Annotated in this window: 17 protein-coding genes; 8 read left to right on the plus strand and 9 right to left on the minus strand. The window is 66.4% G+C overall.

Going from position 1 to position 18,207, the window contains the following annotated elements; genetic code table 11:
- Window positions 1-144: 144 nt before the first annotated feature.
- The gene (locus IE266_RS08620) at window positions 145-1,290 is read right to left on the minus strand and encodes a CaiB/BaiF CoA transferase family protein (protein ID WP_189679658.1); all 1,146 of its coding nucleotides are present in this window, start codon (window positions 1,288-1,290) and stop codon (window positions 145-147) included.
- Window positions 1,291-1,293: 3 nt separating this feature from the next.
- Window positions 1,294-2,103, minus strand: coding sequence for a citryl-CoA lyase (locus tag IE266_RS08625; RefSeq protein WP_189679659.1), 810 nt, complete (start codon window positions 2,101-2,103; stop codon window positions 1,294-1,296).
- A 125-nt stretch (window positions 2,104-2,228) separates the two neighbouring features.
- Here IE266_RS08625 and IE266_RS08630 point away from each other — a divergent pair, with 125 nt between their 5' ends.
- The 6 genes from IE266_RS08630 to IE266_RS08655 all read left to right on the plus strand — a co-directional run bounded on the left by IE266_RS08630 (window position 2,229) and on the right by IE266_RS08655 (window position 9,457).
- On the plus strand, window positions 2,229-3,092 hold the full coding sequence (locus tag IE266_RS08630; RefSeq protein WP_189679660.1) for a dioxygenase family protein: 864 nt from the start codon (window positions 2,229-2,231) through the stop codon (window positions 3,090-3,092).
- A gap of 6 nt (window positions 3,093-3,098) precedes the next feature.
- Window positions 3,099-3,902, plus strand: coding sequence for an IclR family transcriptional regulator domain-containing protein (locus IE266_RS08635; RefSeq protein WP_189679661.1), 804 nt, complete (start codon window positions 3,099-3,101; stop codon window positions 3,900-3,902).
- Window positions 3,903-3,933: 31 nt separating this feature from the next.
- Window positions 3,934-5,415 (plus strand): amidohydrolase family protein, encoded by a 1,482-nt coding sequence (locus IE266_RS08640; RefSeq protein WP_189679662.1) that lies wholly within the window; start codon window positions 3,934-3,936, stop codon window positions 5,413-5,415.
- Window positions 5,416-5,467: 52 nt separating this feature from the next.
- Window positions 5,468-6,490, plus strand: coding sequence for a uroporphyrinogen decarboxylase family protein (locus IE266_RS08645; protein WP_189679663.1), 1,023 nt, complete (start codon window positions 5,468-5,470; stop codon window positions 6,488-6,490).
- Between the two features lie 348 nt (window positions 6,491-6,838).
- The gene (locus IE266_RS08650) at window positions 6,839-8,548 is read left to right on the plus strand and encodes a thiamine pyrophosphate-binding protein (protein ID WP_189679664.1); all 1,710 of its coding nucleotides are present in this window, start codon (window positions 6,839-6,841) and stop codon (window positions 8,546-8,548) included.
- A 63-nt stretch (window positions 8,549-8,611) separates the two neighbouring features.
- Window positions 8,612-9,457: an IclR family transcriptional regulator gene (locus tag IE266_RS08655; RefSeq protein ID WP_189679665.1), complete on the plus strand. Its 846-nt coding sequence runs from the start codon at window positions 8,612-8,614 to the stop codon at window positions 9,455-9,457.
- Here the strand turns inward: IE266_RS08655 and IE266_RS08660 are convergent, their stop codons facing one another.
- From IE266_RS08660 to IE266_RS08670, 3 genes are read right to left on the minus strand one after another with little or no spacing between them, the layout of a single operon-like run.
- Window positions 9,458-10,939, minus strand: a complete 1,482-nt coding sequence (locus IE266_RS08660) for a tripartite tricarboxylate transporter permease (RefSeq protein ID WP_189679666.1) — start codon at window positions 10,937-10,939, stop codon at window positions 9,458-9,460.
- Between the two features lie 21 nt (window positions 10,940-10,960).
- Complete coding sequence (locus tag IE266_RS08665) at window positions 10,961-11,440, minus strand: tripartite tricarboxylate transporter TctB family protein (protein WP_189679667.1); 480 nt, start codon at window positions 11,438-11,440, stop codon at window positions 10,961-10,963.
- Between the two features lie 56 nt (window positions 11,441-11,496).
- Complete coding sequence (locus IE266_RS08670) at window positions 11,497-12,471, minus strand: tripartite tricarboxylate transporter substrate binding protein (RefSeq protein ID WP_189679668.1); 975 nt, start codon at window positions 12,469-12,471, stop codon at window positions 11,497-11,499.
- 150 nt (window positions 12,472-12,621) lie between these two features.
- Between IE266_RS08670 and IE266_RS08675 the strand changes: the two genes are divergently transcribed.
- Window positions 12,622-13,383, plus strand: a complete 762-nt coding sequence (locus IE266_RS08675; protein WP_189679669.1) for an SDR family NAD(P)-dependent oxidoreductase — start codon at window positions 12,622-12,624, stop codon at window positions 13,381-13,383.
- A complete protein-coding gene (locus IE266_RS08680) occupies window positions 13,380-14,285 on the plus strand; it encodes an NAD-dependent epimerase/dehydratase family protein (RefSeq protein ID WP_189679670.1) in 906 nt (301 codons plus the stop codon). The genes IE266_RS08675 and IE266_RS08680 overlap by 4 nt, the downstream gene beginning before the upstream one ends.
- Before the next feature lie 18 nt (window positions 14,286-14,303).
- Here the strand turns inward: IE266_RS08680 and IE266_RS08685 are convergent, their stop codons facing one another.
- From IE266_RS08685 to IE266_RS08700, 4 genes are all read right to left on the minus strand, one after another.
- A complete protein-coding gene (locus tag IE266_RS08685; RefSeq protein ID WP_189679671.1) occupies window positions 14,304-15,572 on the minus strand; it encodes a TRAP transporter large permease in 1,269 nt (422 codons plus the stop codon).
- On the minus strand, window positions 15,572-16,075 hold the full coding sequence (locus IE266_RS08690) for a TRAP transporter small permease (RefSeq protein ID WP_189679672.1): 504 nt from the start codon (window positions 16,073-16,075) through the stop codon (window positions 15,572-15,574). The genes IE266_RS08685 and IE266_RS08690 overlap by 1 nt, the downstream gene beginning before the upstream one ends.
- Window positions 16,076-16,161: 86 nt before the next feature.
- Window positions 16,162-17,205, minus strand: a complete 1,044-nt coding sequence (locus IE266_RS08695; RefSeq protein WP_189679673.1) for a TRAP transporter substrate-binding protein — start codon at window positions 17,203-17,205, stop codon at window positions 16,162-16,164.
- A 32-nt stretch (window positions 17,206-17,237) separates the two neighbouring features.
- Window positions 17,238-18,164 carry an SMP-30/gluconolactonase/LRE family protein gene (locus tag IE266_RS08700; RefSeq protein ID WP_189679674.1) on the minus strand — a complete coding sequence of 309 codons (927 nt, stop codon included), beginning with the start codon at window positions 18,162-18,164 and terminating at the stop codon, window positions 17,238-17,240.
- Between the last annotated feature and the right edge of the window lie 43 nt (window positions 18,165-18,207).

Here is an 18,207-nt window from a genome sequence, read left to right on the forward strand (position 1 = left end):
CTCCCTCTTGTGTCTGTCGCGCGGCCACGGCCGCCCTTTGCCTTGCTCACCTTCATCCCTGCCCGCCCTTGGCGTGCCGAGTGCAGAAGATGTCTTGTCCGACAGGTCTCCTCCCCGACCGGTCATTCCCAGGTCTCGGTCGCGTCACCCCGCCTTTCTACGTGCGAGTTCTGCGCGGATCTCGGCGCCGTGCTCGTCGAGCACGGGCGGCGGCAGCACCTCCAGTTCGGGTGCTCCGTCGAAATTGTAGGGGGCGCGGACCGTCGTGAACATCCCGAGTTCGGTCGAAGGCGCAGAAACCTTGAGCTGCAGGTGTTGCGCCTGCGGGTCTTCAAGCGCCTCGTCCGAGTCGTAGGCCGGTGAATGCGGCACCTCGTTCGCCAGCAACAGCGCGCACCAGTCGTCGCGGGTCCGGCCCCGGAAGATCGGCGTGAAATGCGCGATCAGCTCGTCCTGATGGCGGATACGCTCCAGCCGCTCGCTGAACCGGGGATCCTCGGCCAGCTGTTCCTGGCCGGTCGCCGTCAGCAGACCCTGCCAGAACTTGGTCGGCGAGGAGAGGTGGATGGCCACCCATTTCCCGTCCGCGCATTCGAAGGTGTAGGACTGCGACACCACCGGACGGGACAGCGGACCCATCACCTCGCCCACCGAGTAGTAATGCGTGAAGCTGTCGAGGTTGAAATGCGCCATGGCTTCAAGCATCGAAATGTCGATCCGCCGTCCCTTGCCGGTCTTCGACCGCTCCAGCAACGCAGCCAGGCAGGCCATCGCGGCATATTGCCCGGTGACAGAATCGGCGATGGCCGGTCCGATCACCCGCGGATTGGTGGGCGGAGTCAGCAGCCGCAGGTAACCGCTCGCGGCCTGCGCGACGGTATCGAAGGCGGGCCGGTCCCGCGACGGCCCGGAAGTGCCGAACCCCGAGATCGCGCAATAGATCAGGTCGGGCCGCATCCTGCGCAGATCCGCCTCGCCCGCGCCCAGCTTCTCGGCCACGCCGGGGCGGAAGTTCTGGATGAAGACATCGGCCGTCGCCACGAGGTCATGCAGGATGGCCAAATCGTCGGGCTGCTTGGTGTCCAGAGCGATGGACCGCTTGTTGCGGTTGTAGGTCTGGTAGTGCGGCGAATAGAGCCCGCCCTTGAAGGCGCGGAAAGGATCGCCCTCGCCCGGCCGCTCGACCTTGATCACATCGGCGCCTAGGTCGGCAAGATGCATCCCGGCGGCAGGCCCGGTGATATAGGTTCCCAGTTCGACGACGCGGAAGCCTTCCAATATCCGGACCATGGCCTATTCCGCCGCGCTTTTGTGCCGCGACGGCTTGCCGTCGTAAGCGATGGCAAGATCCGCCTGATGCGACATGATGAACCCGATCGACCGCTGCGCCTCTTCGAAGAGATGGGCCGAAAGGCCCGCGGCCCGCGCCAGCAGCGGCACCGCCTTGACCGCCTGCACCGGCCAGCCCGCATCGAGGATGCAGGCGGGGATCGCGCCCGAGACGTTGATCGGCAGGGGCCGCCCGACGATGCCGGTCGCGTGCTTGCCCAGGATCCGCAGGGTTTCGATATAGGTGCCCGAGATCCCGAGATCGTCGGCGATGGCCAGCAGCCTGTCCGCACGCGGGTCTCCGCCCGAATGCTGCGGATGCCCAAGCCCTGCCACCTTGCGCCGGCTGGCCTTGTGCTCTTCCAGGCTGGCGATCGCGGCGGCCTCGATGTCGGTCCCTTCGGCCCTTGCCTTCTCGACGACCTCGACAAGGTAGAGGCCCGCCGCCTCGGAACTGCCCGCTACGACGCTGCCCATGCCAAGCAGCCCGGCCGCCATCGCGCCCTGCCAGGCGTCCGGCCCGGCGGCAAGCGTCATGCGGGCCGCCTGCACCGACGGCACCAACCCATGTTCCGCAATCGCCACCAGGCAGGCGTCCATCATCTGCCGCTGCGCCTCGGACGGTTTCTCGCCCAGCACCAGCAGCCAGAAATAGTCGGTGAAGCCGATCCTGCCGATCAGCTCGTCGCACAGATCAAGGCCGCGCACCGTGATGCTCTCGGCATCCGAGGTCGCAATCGCGGTATAGGCCTGCTCCTGTTTTCCGATGCGCATTTTTCGCTCCAATATTTTCGCTGTGCGAAAAAGTTTTCTCTTGCCGAAGATATTGACACGCACTACCGTCAAGTCAAGCCGCAATGTCGCAGGAGGCCGGGGACGGGCCAGCGGGAGGGAAACAGATGCGCGATATCAACCAGTTCACCATCACCGAAGCGGTGAAGCAGTCGTTCAAGACCGAGCCGGGGAGCCGCTTTGAACAGCTGCTGCGCGGGCTGATCGACCACCTTCATGACTACACGCGTGAGCACAACCTGACCCATGAGGAATGGATCGGCGTGCTGAACTTCCTCTACGATTGCGGGCAGATCTCGACGCCGGAACGGCATGAGTTCATCCTGCTGTCGGATGTCCTGGGCTTCTCGGCCCTTGTCGACATGATCAACACCAAGGGCGGCGCCACAGAGGGCTCGAACCTCGGCCCCTTCTACCTCGACAACGCACCGCGCAAGGCGCTGGGCTCCGATATCTCGGACGGCCGCGACGGGGTGACGGTGCTGGTCCACGGCAAGGTGACCGACTCGCTGCACAACCCGCTGCCGGGCGCAATCCTCGACACCTGGCAGGCCGATGCCGCCGGCACCTACCCGATCCAGGAACAGGACCAGGGGCAGGACAAGTTCGACCTGCGCGGGGTCTTCGAGGCCGATGCCAATGGCCGCTACTATTACACCACCGTCCTGCCCAAGCCCTATACGGTGCCCTACGACGGCCCCGTCGGACGGCTGCTGCGCGCCGGCAACCGCCACGCCTGGCGGCCGCTGCACCTGCACTACATCGTCCGCGCGCCAGGCATGAGCTCGATCACCACCGAAGTCTTCATGGAGAACACGGAATACATCGACAACGATGCCGTCTTCGGGGTACGCCGCTCGCTCATCGCCAAGCTGAAGCCGGCCAAGGACGTGGAGGCGCTTGGCTACAAGCTCGACAAGAAACCGGATGCGATCTGCGAATTCGACTTCGTGCTTGCACCCGAAGGGTGACATGCGTTGGAAAAGACCTCTAGCAGACCTGCCGAATTCGTCGAGGCGCTGGCCAAGGGCATCGCCATCCTCGAATCCTTCGACGTCGCCCATCCGGCGATGACGCTGTCCGAGGTGGCGCGCCGGGCCAGTCTCAGCCCGGCGGCAGCGCGGCGGTCTCTGCTGACCCTGATGGAACTGGGCTATGTCGGCCAGAAGGACAAGCAGTTCCACCTCAAGCCCAAGATCATGGCGCTGGGCTCGGCCTTCTACTTCTCGGCGCGGCTGGACGAGGTGCTGCAGGATGACCTGCGCGAGATCGTCGGTCGCTTCGGCGATGCCTCGTCTGTCGGCACCCTCGACGGCGAGGATGTGATCTACGTCGCGCATTACTCGGTTCAGCGCGCGCGCCGCGCGGCCGCCGTGGCCGGCGCGCGCTATCCGGCCTATGCCACATCGATGGGGCGCGTCCTGCTGGCCGCCCTGCCCGATGACCGTCTCGACGCCTACCTCGAAAGCTACACACCCGAGCGGCTGACCTCGAAGACCTGCACGAACCGCCAGGCGCTGCGGGCCGAGATCCAGGTCGTGCGGCGCGACGGCTATGCGACCACGGTGGACCAACTCGATTACGGCATCACCGCCCTTGCCGTCCCGATCCGCGACATGGAGGGCAACACGATCGCGGCGCTGAACACCTCGGGCTATACCGGCATCGTGACGCCGGAAAGCCTGGTCAGCGAACGCCTGCCCGCGTTGCACGAGGCTGCCTCGCATATCGCCCATGCCATATCCCGCTATCCGGTGCTGCAATCCGTGTTGCGAGGCTGATGAGAACCGTCTTTCGGGGAGGAGAGACACCATGTGCAGGTTCTGCAATTCGACCGCCGGGGCCATGTCGCCGGCCCGCGCGCCGCATCCGTTCCGGGCCATGGCCGACGCCCCCGGCAGCTCGGGCCTCGGCACCGCAACCGGGGCCATGCCCCGCAACAGCGGGCGGGGCGGCACGCGGATCCTGATCCGCGGCGGGTCGGTGCTGTCGATGGATAACGCCGTCGGCAATTTCGCACAGGGCGACGTGCTGATCGAAGGGGCGCGGATCCTGGAGGTCGCCGCCCGTATCGATGCCGGCGACGCGCAGGTGATCGACGCCGCGGGCAAGATCGTCATGCCGGGCTTCATCGACACCCATCACCATCAGTTCGAGACCGGGCTGAGGTCGAGCCTGGCGGATGCGATCGTCGTCAACGACGGACGCCCCGAGAATGCCCGCAATTACTATGAAACCATGCTGCTGAACTTCTCGCACCACTACCGGCCCGAGGACGTCTATATCAACGAGCTCTACGGCGGCCTTGCCCAGCTCGACGCGGGCGTGACCACGGTGATGGATGTCAGCCAGATCCACCATTCGCCGGAACATTCCGACGCGGTGGTCAAGGGCCTGGCCGACGCCGGGCGGCGCGGGGTGTTCGGCTATTTCGAGGGCTGGTGGGAGGGCAAGAAATACCCGCAGGATGCGCGCCGCCTGAGAGAGCAGTATTTCTCCTCGGACGATGGCCTGCTGACCATGGTGATGGGCGGCGAGATCTACATCGAGGGCTACGAGGAGGCCTGGAAGATCGGGCGCGAGTTGGACCTGCAAATCGCGCTGCACGTTGTGACCACCTTCGGCATGACGCCGACCTTCGATGCGCTTGCCAGGCAGGGCGTCTTCGGCCCCGACAACATCTTCATCCACATGACGGGCATGACCGACGACGCCTGGAAGGCCGCGGCGGATGCCGGGGCGCATGTGTCGCTTTCGGTGCCGATCGAGATGCACATGCGCCACGGGATGCCGCCGATCCAGAAGGCACTCGATCTGGGCATGTCGGTGTCGCTCTCCTCTGATGTCGAATGCACCATGTCGGCCGATTTCTTTACCCAGATGCGCGGCCTGCTCACGCTGCAGCGGATGCTCGCCAATGAATCCGCCCTGTCGGGCGCGGCCGAGTTCCCGCCGCTCATGCGCTGCGTGGACGCCATCCGCCATGCGACGCTGGAAGGGGCCAAGGGGCTGCGGCTCGACCACAAGACCGGCTCGCTGACGCCGGGCAAGGAGGCCGATATCCTGCTGCTCGACGCCGAGGCGATCAACGTCGCGCCGCTCAACAACGTGCCCGGCGCGGTGGTGACGCTGATGGACCGTTCGAACGTCGACACCGTCATGGTCGCCGGCCAGATCCGCAAATGGCGCGGGCGCCTGCTGGGCCACGACCTCGACAAGCTGCGCCGCGAACTGGAACAGAGCCGCGACCATATCTACGCAAAGGCGGGCGTGGCCCACGATCTGTTCGCCTGATCGCCGGAAATCTGGCGGCCCGCCGGGCTCCGCCTGCAACTGGAGAAATTCGATGCTGTTTCCCACATCCCTCGTCGGCAGCTACTGCCAGCCCGACTGGCTCATCGACCGTGAAAAGCTCAAGGGCCAGTTCCCGCCGCGCACCCGCGCCAAGGAGCTGTGGCGCATTCCCGAACCGCTGCTGGCCGAGGCCCAGGACGACGCCACCCGCATCGCGATCCGCGAACAGGAAGAGGCCGGGCTCGACATCATCACCGACGGCGAGATCCGGCGCGAGAGCTATTCCAACCGCTTCGCAACCGCGCTCGACGGGCTGGACCTGGACAATTACGGCACCGTCATCACGCGCTCGGGCCAGCCGGTGCCGGTGCCGCGCATCATCGGGCCGATCCGCCGGACCCGGCCGGTCGAGGTGGAAGACCTCAAGTTCCTCAAGGCCCACACCGACCGCAAGGTGAAGATCACCCTGCCCGGCCCCTTTACCCTCAGCCAGCAGGCCCAGAACGACCACTACGCCGACGTGCGGTCGGTGGCGATGGATTACGCCCGCGCCGTGCGCGAAGAGATGGCCGACCTCTTTGCCGCCGGGGCCGATGTGGTTCAGCTTGACGAGCCCTGGATGCAGGCCAAGCCGGAGCTGGCCGAGGAATACGGCCTCGAAGCACTGAACGCCGCGCTCGAGGGGGCGGCGGGCACCACGGCGGTGCACATCTGCTTTGGCTACGCCGCGATGACCAAGAGCCGGCCGGACGGCTATTCCTTCCTGCCGCAGCTCAAGGATTGCCTCTGCGACCAGGTGTCGATCGAGACTGCGCAGGCGAACCTCGATACCTCGGTGCTGGAACAGATCCGGGGCAAGACCGTGATCCTCGGGGTGCTGAACCTGGCCGACATGACCGTCGAAACGCCCGAGATCATCGCCGCCCGCATCCGACGCGCCCTGCCCCATGTCGATGCCGCGAAGATCGTCGTGGCGCCGGACTGCGGCCTCAAATACCTGCCGCGCGACGTGGCCTTCGGCAAGATGAAGGCCATGGCCCAGGGCGCGGCCATCGTGCGGGCCGAACTCGGGTAGAGCCCGCCCGCGCGGCCTGCCGCTCGGCATCGGCGTTTCGCAAGACACCATGCGCGGCCTGCTTCGGCCATAAACTGGGGCAGGCTGTTTCCTTTGCGCCCCAGTTCCCGGCGGTTCCCCAACCGTCCGGGACCAGCGCGCGGCGCTCGCAGTCGCATGGCCGCCAGCCTGCGCCCCCACCCTCGAAAATGAACGGTGTCCCGCACCCCACGCGCTCCGCTTGCGGCGCGCGTGGGTGGCATCCGCGCGTTCATCGCTCCACACAAAATGCGTATATCGGTATATAATTGCACTTGTCGGAATTATTGACCGGCAGTAGGGTGCCCGCAAGGATGAGAGGAGGACTCCATGAAAACCAACGAAGGCGTCATCAAGACGTTCATCGAAGCCGGCATCACCCGCGGCTTCACCCTGCCCGGTCTCGGCATCACCTGGTCGCTGCCGGCCTTCTTCGACCGCAAGGACGAGTTCGAACTGGTCCTGGCCCGCTCCGAGCAATGCGCCTCGGTCATGGCCCAGGTCGCCGGCAAACTGACCGGCAAGCCGGGGCTGCTGATGGCCCAGGGTCCTTTCGCCACCTCCACCGGCGCCTTCGGCATTCTCGAGGCCTATTTCTCCTCGACGCCCATGGTCATCATGACCGACACCTCCTGCTATGACGGGTTCGCGCAATACGGCGTTTACCAGACGATGACCGGCGATTACGGCGCGGGCGACGCCTTTGCCGTGCTCAAGACGATGACCAAATACGCCACCTACGCCACCACCCCGGCCGAGGCGATCTATGGCACGCAGCTCGCCATCAAGCACGCCATGACCCCCCGCCAGGGCCCGGCCGCCATGCTGATGCGCACCAACATCATCAAGCAGGAGGTGCCCGAGGCCACCCGCGCCACGCTCTACCCGACCGAAGGCTACCTGCGCAGCACGCCGATGGTGCCGAACCGCGCCGCGCTGGAACAAATCGCCACCTCGCTGAAGGGCGCGAAGAATCCGGTCATCATTGCCGGCAACGGCGTCTACATGAGCCGCTCGGGCGCGAAACTGCAGCAGCTGGCCGAGCGTGACGGCATCGCCGTCGCCTCCAGCTATCACGGCAAGGGCACCATCGACGAAACCAGCGCCATCGCCGTCGGCATGATGGGCACCTGGGCTTCGGCCGCCGCCAACCGCATGGTGCAGTCGGCCGACGTGATCCTCGTGCTCGGATGCAGCCTCGGGCCGGAATACACCCGCTTCCGCGACGCCCAGATGATGCGGCCCGGCGACCAGACCATCATCCAGGTCGACATCGACCCGCTGAACGCCGGCTGGGTCCTGCCGGTGGATCAGGCGGTGACGGCCGATGTCGCCGATGTCGTCGACTTCCTGCTGACCACCGAAGCCGCGCCCGCCAACACCCGCGACCAGCGCATCCAGCACATCGCCGCGCTGAAGACCGGCAACGACTATGGCGTGCTGCCCCACTACGACACCCGCCCCGGCACCGTCCATTACGCCGACATCATGCGCGCGGTGGGCGATTTCCTCGGCCCGCAGGATCTGCTGACGCTCGACGCCGGCACCAACCGCATCTGGGCCACCTCGCGCCTGCCGCTGCGCCACCCGCACCAGCTGGTGGCCCCCGGCGGCATCGGCGGCATGGGCTGGAGCACGCCGGCCGCGACCGGCGCCAAGATCACCTGCCCCGACCGCCGCGTAACCGGCGTCATCGGCGACGGCGGTTTCGTGATGACGATGGACGCGGTGGCGACCGCCGCCGAACAGGGGATCGACGTCGTCTACCTGGTGGCCAACAACGCCGGCCTCGGCATGGTGCGCGACAACCTTGGCAACCAGGCCATCGGGGTCGACTTCAACGACCACGACTTCACCAAGGTGGCCGAGGGCCTGGGCGGTTCTGGCATCACCGTCACCGAAGCCGACCAGATCGGCGATGCGATCCGCGAGGGCCACGCCCGCGGCGGTCCGGTGGTGATCGACGTCAAGGTCGATCCGGCTGCAAGTCACCGGGATTGCTCGGATTACGGAGACCTGTCGCCCTCGTCACTGAAGTGACGGGAGCGCGGGCGCGACGGATTGGACAAAGACAGTCGAATCCGGATCGTCTATGATCGCGCCATGAACGATACAAACGACGAACCGCCGGTCGCCAAGCGACGCGGCCGCCCGCGGCAGGACATCGGAAGTGCGGCACTCAACGACGACAGACCCTTCGTCACATCGCTGGCGAGGGGGCTGTCGATCCTGCGCGCCTTCCGGGCCGAGGACATGGTCCTCGGCACCCAGGCCATCGCCGAGCGCACCGGGTTGCACAAGACCACCGTCTCGCGTCTGCTCGGAACGCTGACCAAGCTCGGCTACCTGCGCTACATGCCGGAATACGGCAAATACGCCGTCTCGAACCAGGTGCTGACCCTGGGCTTCGCCGCCATCGGCCGCTTCGGCTTTTCCGAGATCGTGCGCAGTCATCTCGAGGAAATGGCGGCGGGCGGCGACTGCGTGGTCGCGCTCAGCGTGCGGGACGGCATCGACATGATGTTCGTCGAGCTGATCCGCAAGCCCACCGCCGTAGCACTGAACCTCAACGTCGGCTCGCGGATCCCGCTGGCGCTTTCGGCGCCGGGGCGGGCCTATCTCGCCGCGACGGACGAGGAGGAGCGGGCAGAGCTCTACGCCCGCCTCGCCAAGCTCTACCGCTCGGAATGGCCGGCCCGGAAAGCCGCCCTCGACGAGGCGCTGCAGCGGGTGGCGGTCCAGGGCTATTCCGACAGCATCGGCGAGTGGAACCCGCAGCACAATGCCATAGGCGTCGCCGTGCGCGATCCGCTGACGGGTGACCTCTACACCATCAGCCTTGGCGGCAATGCGGCGCGCCTGCCGCGCGAGGTTCTGATCGAAACCCACCTGCCCCGCCTGCTGAAGGCGGCGCAGGCGATCACGGCGCTGGGGGCCGGGCTGCGCTGATCACCCTCTCCGCGCCTTCCGGGCGCGGAGCGCGGGCCAGCACAGCATCGCCAGGGTCAGCAGGAACAGCGCCGAAGCGATCGGGTGCAGGAAGAATTCCAGGATGTTGCCGTCGCTCAGGATCAGCCCCTGGCGCAGCGACATCTCGATGGTCGGCCCCAAAACCATGCCGATCACGATAGGCGCCAGCGGATAGCTGAAATAGCGCAGCACCGCGCCCGCGATTCCGGCACAGAAGGCGATCCAGATGTCGAAGATGCTGCCACTGACCCCATAGGCACCCACGGTCGATACGATCAGGATCAGCCCGATCAGGATCGGCTCGGGAATGCGCAGGACGCGGGTAAAGACCGATGCCCCCAGCGCCCCGGCCGCGAACATCACCAGGTTCACCACGATCAGGCAGAGGAAGATGCCATAGACCAGGTCGAGGTTCTGCTGGAAAAGCTGCGGCCCCGGCGCGACGCCCTGGATCACCAGCGCGCCCAGCATCACGGCCGTCACCGGATCGCCCGGAATACCAAGCGCCAGCGTCGGCACCAGCGCGCTGCCGGTCACCGCGTTGTTGGCGCTCTCGCAGGCCACCAGCCCATCGGGTTCGCCCTTGCCGAAGTTCTCGCGCCGCTTCGACGTGCGATGCGCCTCGGAATAGGCGATGAAGGCCGCCGTGGCCGCGCCTGTCCCCGGCAGCGCCCCGACGAATGAGCCCAGCACCGAACCGCGCAGCAGCATCCCCAGCCTCAGCCGCCATTCCCGCCAGGGCGGCATCCGGAAGCCGACCCGAAAATGCGAGGCTGCGGGCTTTTCATCGTCGATCTCGAGCACCCGCAGGAACATCTCGGAATAGGCGAACAGCCCCACGATCACCGGGATCAGCCCGATCCCTGCTGACAGCTGGAAGCTGCCGAAGGTATAGCGCATGTCGCCCGTCACCGGGTCGACGCCGATGCAGGCCAGCATCAGCCCGATCCCGCCGGCCACCAGCCCCTTGACCAGATGCCCCGAGGAAACGCCCGCGATGCAGGTCATCGCAAACAGGCCCAACGCGAAATACTCGACTGGCGTGAACTGCAGCGAGAACCGGGCAAGCCACGGCCCGGCCAGCACGAAGACCAGGACCGAGAACAGCCCGCCCAGCGTCGAGGCGGTCGTCACCCAGCCGATGGCAAGATCGGCATTGCCGGCCTTGGCCATGGGGAAGCCTTCCAGCGCCGTCGCCGCCGACTGTGGCGTGCCCGGCGTGTTGAGGATGATCGCGGTGATCGACCCGCCATAGACCGAACCGCAATAGACGCCCAGCATCAGGGCGATCGACGGGAACTGATCAAGCGAGAAGGTGAAGGGCAGCACCATGGTCAGCCCGATGACCGAACCGAGACCGGGCAGCACACCGATGATGACGCCAAAGACGGTGCCCAGCACGATGCAGAGCACGGTCATGGGCGTCGCGATCTGTGAAGCGGCGCTGAGCAGAAGATCCATGCGCGTCGTCCTTGCCGAGTGTCAGAAGCCGATGTCGAAAGGGCTGGCCGGCAAGATGATGAGGAACACCCGCTCGAACAGCATCCACAGCGCCACGCTGTAGACCAGGCTGACCACCGCCAGCAGGATCACGTCGCGCCGCCCCAGCAGGAGCGGCACCGCCAGACCATAGAGCGCGCTCGCGATCAGAAACCCCGCCCAGGGGATCAGCGCGCAATAGCCCGCCGTCGCCAGCACCAGCCCGGCGAACTTCCACGTCACGGGCCGCCGTTCCTCGTTCTCACCACGCGCGAAGGCCGACCACAGCAGGAAGCATTCGGCCAGCACGAGGCCGATCAGCACGATGCGCGGAAAGAAATACGGGCCGCGCCCGGCGCTCTGGCGCGCAAAGGCGCTGACCTCGCCAAAGGTCAAGGACAGGAACAGCGCAGTCGTCAGCACGATCACCAGCGCCACGACCCGTTCGCCCGTCGATCCCGGAATAATGCCTGCCCGGCTCATCCGCTCCCCCTCCCCGATGCGCGCCGCCATGGATCGACCATAGCGGCGCATCATTGTCACTTCGAGAGCAGACCCGCTTTTTCAAGCAGCTTGCGGTTGGTGTCGTATTTGTCCTGCACGAAGGCCGCGAAATCGGCCGCGCCCAGATAGGCCGAGGGCTGCTTGACCGCCTTCATGCGCTCCTGGAACGGTTCAGACTCGACCGCCGCCTTGCAGCCAGTCTCAAGCCGCGTGAGGTCTTCCGCAGATGTGCCTTTCGGCGTCACCAGCCCGCCCCAGATCGGGAAGTCGAGCGCATAGCCCTGCTCGGCCGCGGTCACGAGATCTGGCTGCTCGGCAAGGCGGCCCTTCTGCAGCAGGGCCAGCGAATTCAGCTGGTCGGCATTGCTCGTGTAGAAGGACACGTGCGGGATGAAGACGTCGGCGGTGCCGTCCAGCAGGGCCTTCAGCGCGGGACCGTCGCCGTTCACCGGCAGATAGGTCATCTCGATCCCAGCCGCATCCGCCAGCGCAAGCCCGGCGATATGCGGGATCGAGCCAATGGCCTGCACCGCGAAGGTGACCTTGCCCGGGTTTGCCTTGGCAAATGCGATGAGATCGTCCAGCGTCTGGTATTCGCTGTCCTTTCTCACCGCGATCACAGTTGGCGCCGAATAGGCGAGGCAGACATAATCGAAGCTGTCGATGTCATAGGGCAGCTGGCGAAGGTGCGGTTGCGTGGTCAGCGGCCCCACCGGAGCCATCGCCAGCGTGCGCCCATCCGGACGGGCCCGGGCCGCCTCGCCGACACCCAGAGTGCCGCCTGCCCCGTCGGTGTTCTTGACGATGATATTGGCGTCGAGCGACTCCGACAGACCCTGCTGCATCGCGCGCGTCGTGATATCGGTGCCGCCGCCGGCGGCGAAGGGCACGATCACGGTGACCGGCCGGTTCGATTGCGCCATCGCGCCGCCCGCTGCCACGGCCAGCGCGGCCGCCGCGACCAGGGCCTTTGCTCCGCGTTTCGCTGCGCCGTACTTCCTGATTTCCATGTATTCCTCCCGTTTGAGCCAAGCGTTCCGATCCGCGCCCACTTTCCTCCAGCCACAGATCTTAAGTTTTGCCTGTCGGTATTATGTCGTCTATAATGGAATAACACAAGGATCTTTTGAGGAGTCGGCCACCGCCGACAGGGAGGACTGATGAAACGAGTGGAAGGGCGCACCGCGCTCGTGACCGGCGCCGCCGAGGGGCTGGGCAAGGCCATCGCGGCCCGGCTGGCCAGCGAGGGCGCAAGGGTGGTCGTTACCGACCGCGATCCCGCGGCGATCGAACGGGCGCAGGCCGAACTGCCCCACGTGACGTTCCACCAGGTCGACATGATGGACGAGTCTAGCCTCGCCACCGCGCTTGGCGGCCTGATCGACGAGGGTTTCGCCTTTGATATCCTGGTCAACAATGCCGGCGGCTCGCTGCACACCCCGCGCGACTTCTTCGAAGAAACCGAAGAGGACTGGGCAAGGGTGATGGGTCTCAACGTCACCGCCGCCGTGCGCACCATGCGCGCCGTCCTGCCCGGCATGGTCCAGCGGCGTTATGGCCGCGTCATCAACCTCGGCTCGAAGGCCGGGCGCTATGGCAGCCTGTTCACCGGCTGCAACTATGTCGCCGCCAAGGGCGCGATGCAGTCGATGACCCTGCAACTTGCGCAGGAATTCGGCCCCCACGGGATCACCTGCAACGCGGTCTGCCCCGGCGCGATCCACACGCCGCGCGTCATCAGCCTGCTGAACCAGCGCATGAGCGCCGAGGAACAACAGGCCGTGCTCGACTCGATCCCGGTGCGGCGCGCCGGCCGGGTCGAGGACGTGGCTGCCGCCGTCCTGTTCTTCGCGGCGGACGAGGCGGGCTTCGTCACCGGCCAGCTGCTCGACGTCAACGGCGGACAGGGAATGGCATCGTGACCGCCCTGCCCTTCAAGCCCGCCGCGCCGCTCGGCCCGGTCCTCGTCACCGGCGGGTCCGGCTTCCTGGGCCGCGCGCTGGTCCGCGCCCTCGTGGAACTAGGCGAAAGCGTCGTCGTCTTCGACCTGCGCGCGCCCGCCCCCGAGGCGCGCATCGCCGGGGCCGCCTATGTCGAGGGCGATATCCGCCAGCAGCAGGACCTGCACCGCGTCGCAGCCGACCACGGCGTCGCCTCTATCGTCCATCTCGCCGCGCTGGTGATCCCGGCCTGCCGCGCCAACCCGGTTCTGGGCGCCGAGGTCAACGTGATCGGCCACCTCAACGCGCTCGACGTCGCCCGCGCGCTGGGGATCTCGCGCTTTGTCTACACCAGCTCGCTGGCCGCCCGCCCGCGCGGGCCGCTGAACAGCCCCGCCAACCTCTACGGCGTCTACAAGGCCGCCTGCGAGGACATCTCCAAGGTTCATTTTCTCGACCACGGCCTGGCGTCCATCGGGTTGCGCCCGAACGTGGTCTATGGCCCCGAGCGTGTCGAGGGCGAGACCGCCGCCATCAGCCTGGCGATGCGCGCCGCCGCGCGGGGCGAGGCCTACGAGATCCCCTTCACCGGCGCGATGTGCTTCCAGCACGTCGACGAGGTGGTCGAGATCTTCCTGCGCTGCCTTGCCGCGACGCCGGACCGGCCGGTGGTCAGCGACCTGACCACCGCGATCGACAGCATCGACGACGTGCTGGCCGCCATCCGCGCCGTGCGCCCCGAGGCTCAGGTCAGCGCCGCCCCGATCCATCGCGCCGCGCCCGAGGGCATCGACAATGCGCCGCTTCGGGCCTTGCTGGGCAGCTGGCAAGCCGTTCCGCTCGCCGAGGGCGCCCGGCGCACCATCGAAGCATTCGGCGCCTGAGCCCCCGCCTGGTGCCGGTCAGCGTTTGAGCTCGACCAGCACCAGGCTGATCTGCGGGAACCAGATCAGCACCAGAAGCCCCACGATGATCGTAAGGATGAACGGCATCACCCGCCGCGCCACGTCCTCGATCCGCATCTTGGCGATGCTGCTCGCCACGAAGAGGTTGACCCCCAGCGGCGGCGTCAAGAAACCGATCTCGCTCGTCACCACCAGGATGATGCCGAAATGGATCGGGTCGATGCCCAATTGCTTGACCAGCGGCAGTAGGATCGGCGTCAGGATGATGATGGTCGACAGCGTCTCCATGAACATCCCGAGGATGATCAGGATCACGCTGATGAGCAGCAGCATCAGGATCGGATCGTCGGTCACTGTCAGCAGCACCGAAGCCACCTTCTGCGGGATCTGGTTCAGCGCCAGGAATTCGCCGAAAAAGACCGCCGTGCCCATGATGACGACCAGCCCGCCGCAGACCGTGCTGGCCTCGCCCAGCGCCTGCCAGAAGTCTGCAAAGCCCATGTTGCGCTTGACCACCACCGCCACCAGTGCGGCATAGACCACCGCGACCACCGAGGCCTCGACCGGCGTGAATATGCCGCCGTAGATCCCGCCCAGCACCACGAAGGGCGTGGCGAGCGAGAACTTGCCCTGCCAGAGCGAGCGCAGGAAGGCCTGCCGGTCGAAGGGCACGGGGTTACCCCGATAGCCGTTGCGCCGCGACAGGAACCAGGTCGTCCCGATCAGCAGCGCCCCCATCAAGATCCCCGGCACCAGCCCTGCCAGGAACAGATCGCCGATCGAGACGCTGGCAAGCACCCCGTAGACGATCATCGGATTCGAGGGCGGCAGCAGGATGCCCAGCGTCCCCCCCGATGAGGCGACGGCGGCGGCAAAGTCGCGCGGATAGCCGTCGCGCTGCATTGCCGGTATCAGCAGCGTGCCGATGGCCGCCACGGTCCCGGGGCCCGAGCCCGAGATCGCCGCGAAGAACATGCAGCTCAGGATCGTGACGATGGCCAGCCCGCCCCAGGCCTTGCCGACCAGGGCCCGCATGACGTTGACGATGTCATCCGTGATCCCGGCCCGCGCCATCACCGCCCCGGCCAGCACGAAACAGGGGATCGCCAGCAGCGGGAAATTGTCGACCCCGTCGAACAGGCTGTGCGCCAGCGACGCGAGCGGGATCGGCGACATCAGCAGCTCGACCAGCGCCGGCACGCCCAGCGCTGCAAAGATCGGCACGCCGATCAACAGGCAGACCACGAAGACCAGGGCGAAGAGCATCAGACCTCCTCCCCCTCGCCTGCGATCACCGGGATGCCATGCCGCCAGGCCGCCACCTGCCGCTGCACAATCCGCAGGATCATCAGCGCATGGGCCACCGGGATGATGGTATAGACAAAGGCAAGCGGCAGGAACAGCGAGGTCGAATAGGACGGGTATTTCAGCATCCGCTGCAACAGCAGGACGCCCGCCACCACGACGCAGGCGTTGAAGGCCACCCAGACCGCATCCGCCAGCAGCAGCGATACCCGCTGCCCGCCCGGCACCCAGCGCGTCGCCACAGTCACGCGGATATGCGTGCCCCGCTGCGCCGCCAGGCTCGCCGAGATATAGACGAACCAGACGAAGGCAAAGCGCGAGACTTCCTCGCTCCAGGCCAACCCGATGCCCAGCCCGTAGCGGAAGACCACCTGCGCGGCGAGCACGAGGACAAGCACGATCAGGCTCAGGTTCGCCACAACCAGCTCCAGCCGGTTGAAGCCGAACGACAGTCGGTCAAGCATTCAAGAAATTCTCCGCCCGCAAAATATGCTGCGACAACGTTCGGCACCGCCCCGCCCGGCGTCAAGCCGGACGGGGCGCGCGCCGCTCAGTTCAGCGTGCCGGTTTCCTTGTAGTGCTTGGTCTCCTCGACCCAGGCCTCGCCGCCGCCGACCAGTTCGAACAGCTTCGGCCAGGCGCCCTGTGCCTTTTCCTTCCAGACCTCCGGGTCCTTCAACTCGCAGAAGGTCACGCCGTGGTTCTCGCTCAGCTCCTTGCGAACGCGCTCGGCATTCGCCGCGACATGGGCCGCGTGCGACTGGTCGACCTCGTCGGCCGATTTCAGCAGCACCGCCTGGTCGGCCTCGCTCAGCCCGCTGAATATATCGTTGTTGACGATCACGACGCCCGCCATCGGCAGATAGCTGGCCTCGGTCACGTATTTGATGTGCTCGTGAAAACCCATGTCGAGCACGACGTCGGTGGGGCTGTCAAAGCTGTCCACCACGCCCGTCGCCACCGCGCCGAATGTCTCGCCCCAGGCGATGGGATAGGTCGACACGCCCCAGCTGTCCCACATCGCCGTCATCACCGGGTTCTTCGGCGCGCGGATCTTCAGCCCCTGCAGGTCGTCGATCGTGTCGATGCACTGGTTCTTCGCCAGGATCGACCGGAACGAGTTGGTAAAGCCGCCGACCACGCGCAGGCTGCCGCTTTCGGCCAGCACCCGCTCGTTCAGCGCGTCGCGATAGGCGCCGGCCCGCAGCAGGCCGCCGTCACCGGTCAGGTCATCGACCCCGTCGAACATGTAGGGCAGCACCAGCACGTTCAGCGCCGGCGCCAGCTGTGCCACGTTGTTCGAGGTGATACCGGCCAGGGCGACCACGCCCAGCTGGACCTTCTGCGCGATCGCCTGCTCGCTGCCCAGCACACCGCCGTCCAGCACCTCGATGGCAATCTCGCCGCCGGAGTTCTCGGCTACGCGGTCCGCGAACTGGTGGGCATAAACCCCGAACGTGTGTTCCGCCGGGCAGCAATGCGCGAATTGCAGGGTGACGCGCGGCTCGGCCGACACCATCTGCGCCAGCCCGGCCAGCATGACCAGCGCGGCTATCAGCGCCATGCCAAGGCTTCCAAGTCTCTCGATCTTCATTCCTGTTCCTCCCAAATGGTCGTCTGTCCCGCTCAGGGGACGTTCCCGGCGCCGCTCTCCCCGGCACCGAATTCCGGTTCGGGCAGGCCGTGCGTGCCCAGCCCGGTAATCTCGAACAACGCGCCCGCCAGAGGCTGCGTTGCATATTCCGCCTCGTCGAGCAGGAAGGTCGCCGAGGTGACGTAGAGACGGTCAAGTGCCGGCCCGCCCCAGGCGCACATGGTCGGGCAACGCACCGGCAGCCCGATCCTGCGCAGCAACTGGCCTTGAGCATCGAAACATCCAACCGCCCAGCCATCGAACAGGGCGCCCCAGTAGTTGCCGTCCCGGTCGACGGTCGTACCGTCGATCCGCCCATTGTAGACACTGGTATCGACGAAGGGACGCCTGTTGCGGATCGTCCCCTCGGCAAGATCGAAGTCATAGACGAAGGATCGGTCCGAACGGCTGTCGGAGAAATAGAACCGGCCGGGGGCGAATGCGATGCCGTTGGACACCACGAAACCCTCGTCCATCTTCACCCAGGTGAAGTCCGTCTCGAAGCGATAGAGCGCGGCGGTGGGCGCGTCGAACGCGGTGTTCATCGTGCCGCACCAGTAGCGCCCGGCCCGGTCGACCTTGCCGTCGTTCAGGCGCAGGCCCTCGGCCAGGGGGATCGGCGCGCTTCGGGCCGTGAATGCCCCGGTCCGCGTATCGACCAGCCCGATCCGATTGCCAATAGCCGCGACCAGCCCACCAACGCGGCTCAGCCCGATGCTGCCGATCGTTCCGGGAAGATCCCAACCGCCGAACTCGCCGTTTGCCTCGGCGCGGAACCAGATCCTCTGGCCCAGGCTGTCGATCCAGTAAAGGCGTCCACTGCGGGCATCCCACAGCGGGCTCTCACCCAGCGCGGCGGGGCCAGGCCAGATGCAGCGGACGGAAACGTCGGACGCAAATGAGCTTTGTGTTCCGATCACACGCCCCTCCTCCCCACGGCCGCAATCTATTGGTCGAGTCGAA

The organism is Seohaeicola zhoushanensis, assembly GCF_014656415.1.
Taxonomy (GTDB): Bacteria; Pseudomonadota; Alphaproteobacteria; order Rhodobacterales; family Rhodobacteraceae; genus Seohaeicola_A; species Seohaeicola_A zhoushanensis.

Excerpts from the sequence above, each read along its gene's own strand:
- IE266_RS08620 (WP_189679658.1), bottom strand. The coding sequence starts at position 1,290 with ATGGTCCGGATATTGGAAGGCTTCCGCGTCGTCGAACTGGGAACCTAT.
- IE266_RS08625 (WP_189679659.1), bottom strand. The coding sequence starts at position 2,103 with ATGCGCATCGGAAAACAGGAGCAGGCCTATACCGCGATTGCGACCTCG.
- IE266_RS08630 (WP_189679660.1), top strand. The coding sequence starts at position 2,229 with ATGCGCGATATCAACCAGTTCACCATCACCGAAGCGGTGAAGCAGTCG.
- IE266_RS08640 (WP_189679662.1), top strand. The coding sequence starts at position 3,934 with ATGTGCAGGTTCTGCAATTCGACCGCCGGGGCCATGTCGCCGGCCCGC.
- IE266_RS08645 (WP_189679663.1), top strand. The coding sequence starts at position 5,468 with ATGCTGTTTCCCACATCCCTCGTCGGCAGCTACTGCCAGCCCGACTGG.
- IE266_RS08650 (WP_189679664.1), top strand. The coding sequence starts at position 6,839 with ATGAAAACCAACGAAGGCGTCATCAAGACGTTCATCGAAGCCGGCATC.
- IE266_RS08655 (WP_189679665.1), top strand. The coding sequence starts at position 8,612 with ATGAACGATACAAACGACGAACCGCCGGTCGCCAAGCGACGCGGCCGC.
- IE266_RS08660 (WP_189679666.1), bottom strand. The coding sequence starts at position 10,939 with ATGGATCTTCTGCTCAGCGCCGCTTCACAGATCGCGACGCCCATGACC.
- IE266_RS08665 (WP_189679667.1), bottom strand. The coding sequence starts at position 11,440 with ATGAGCCGGGCAGGCATTATTCCGGGATCGACGGGCGAACGGGTCGTG.
- IE266_RS08670 (WP_189679668.1), bottom strand. The coding sequence starts at position 12,471 with ATGGAAATCAGGAAGTACGGCGCAGCGAAACGCGGAGCAAAGGCCCTG.
- IE266_RS08675 (WP_189679669.1), top strand. The coding sequence starts at position 12,622 with ATGAAACGAGTGGAAGGGCGCACCGCGCTCGTGACCGGCGCCGCCGAG.
- IE266_RS08685 (WP_189679671.1), bottom strand. The coding sequence starts at position 15,572 with ATGCTCTTCGCCCTGGTCTTCGTGGTCTGCCTGTTGATCGGCGTGCCG.
- IE266_RS08690 (WP_189679672.1), bottom strand. The coding sequence starts at position 16,075 with ATGCTTGACCGACTGTCGTTCGGCTTCAACCGGCTGGAGCTGGTTGTG.
- IE266_RS08695 (WP_189679673.1), bottom strand. The coding sequence starts at position 17,205 with ATGAAGATCGAGAGACTTGGAAGCCTTGGCATGGCGCTGATAGCCGCG.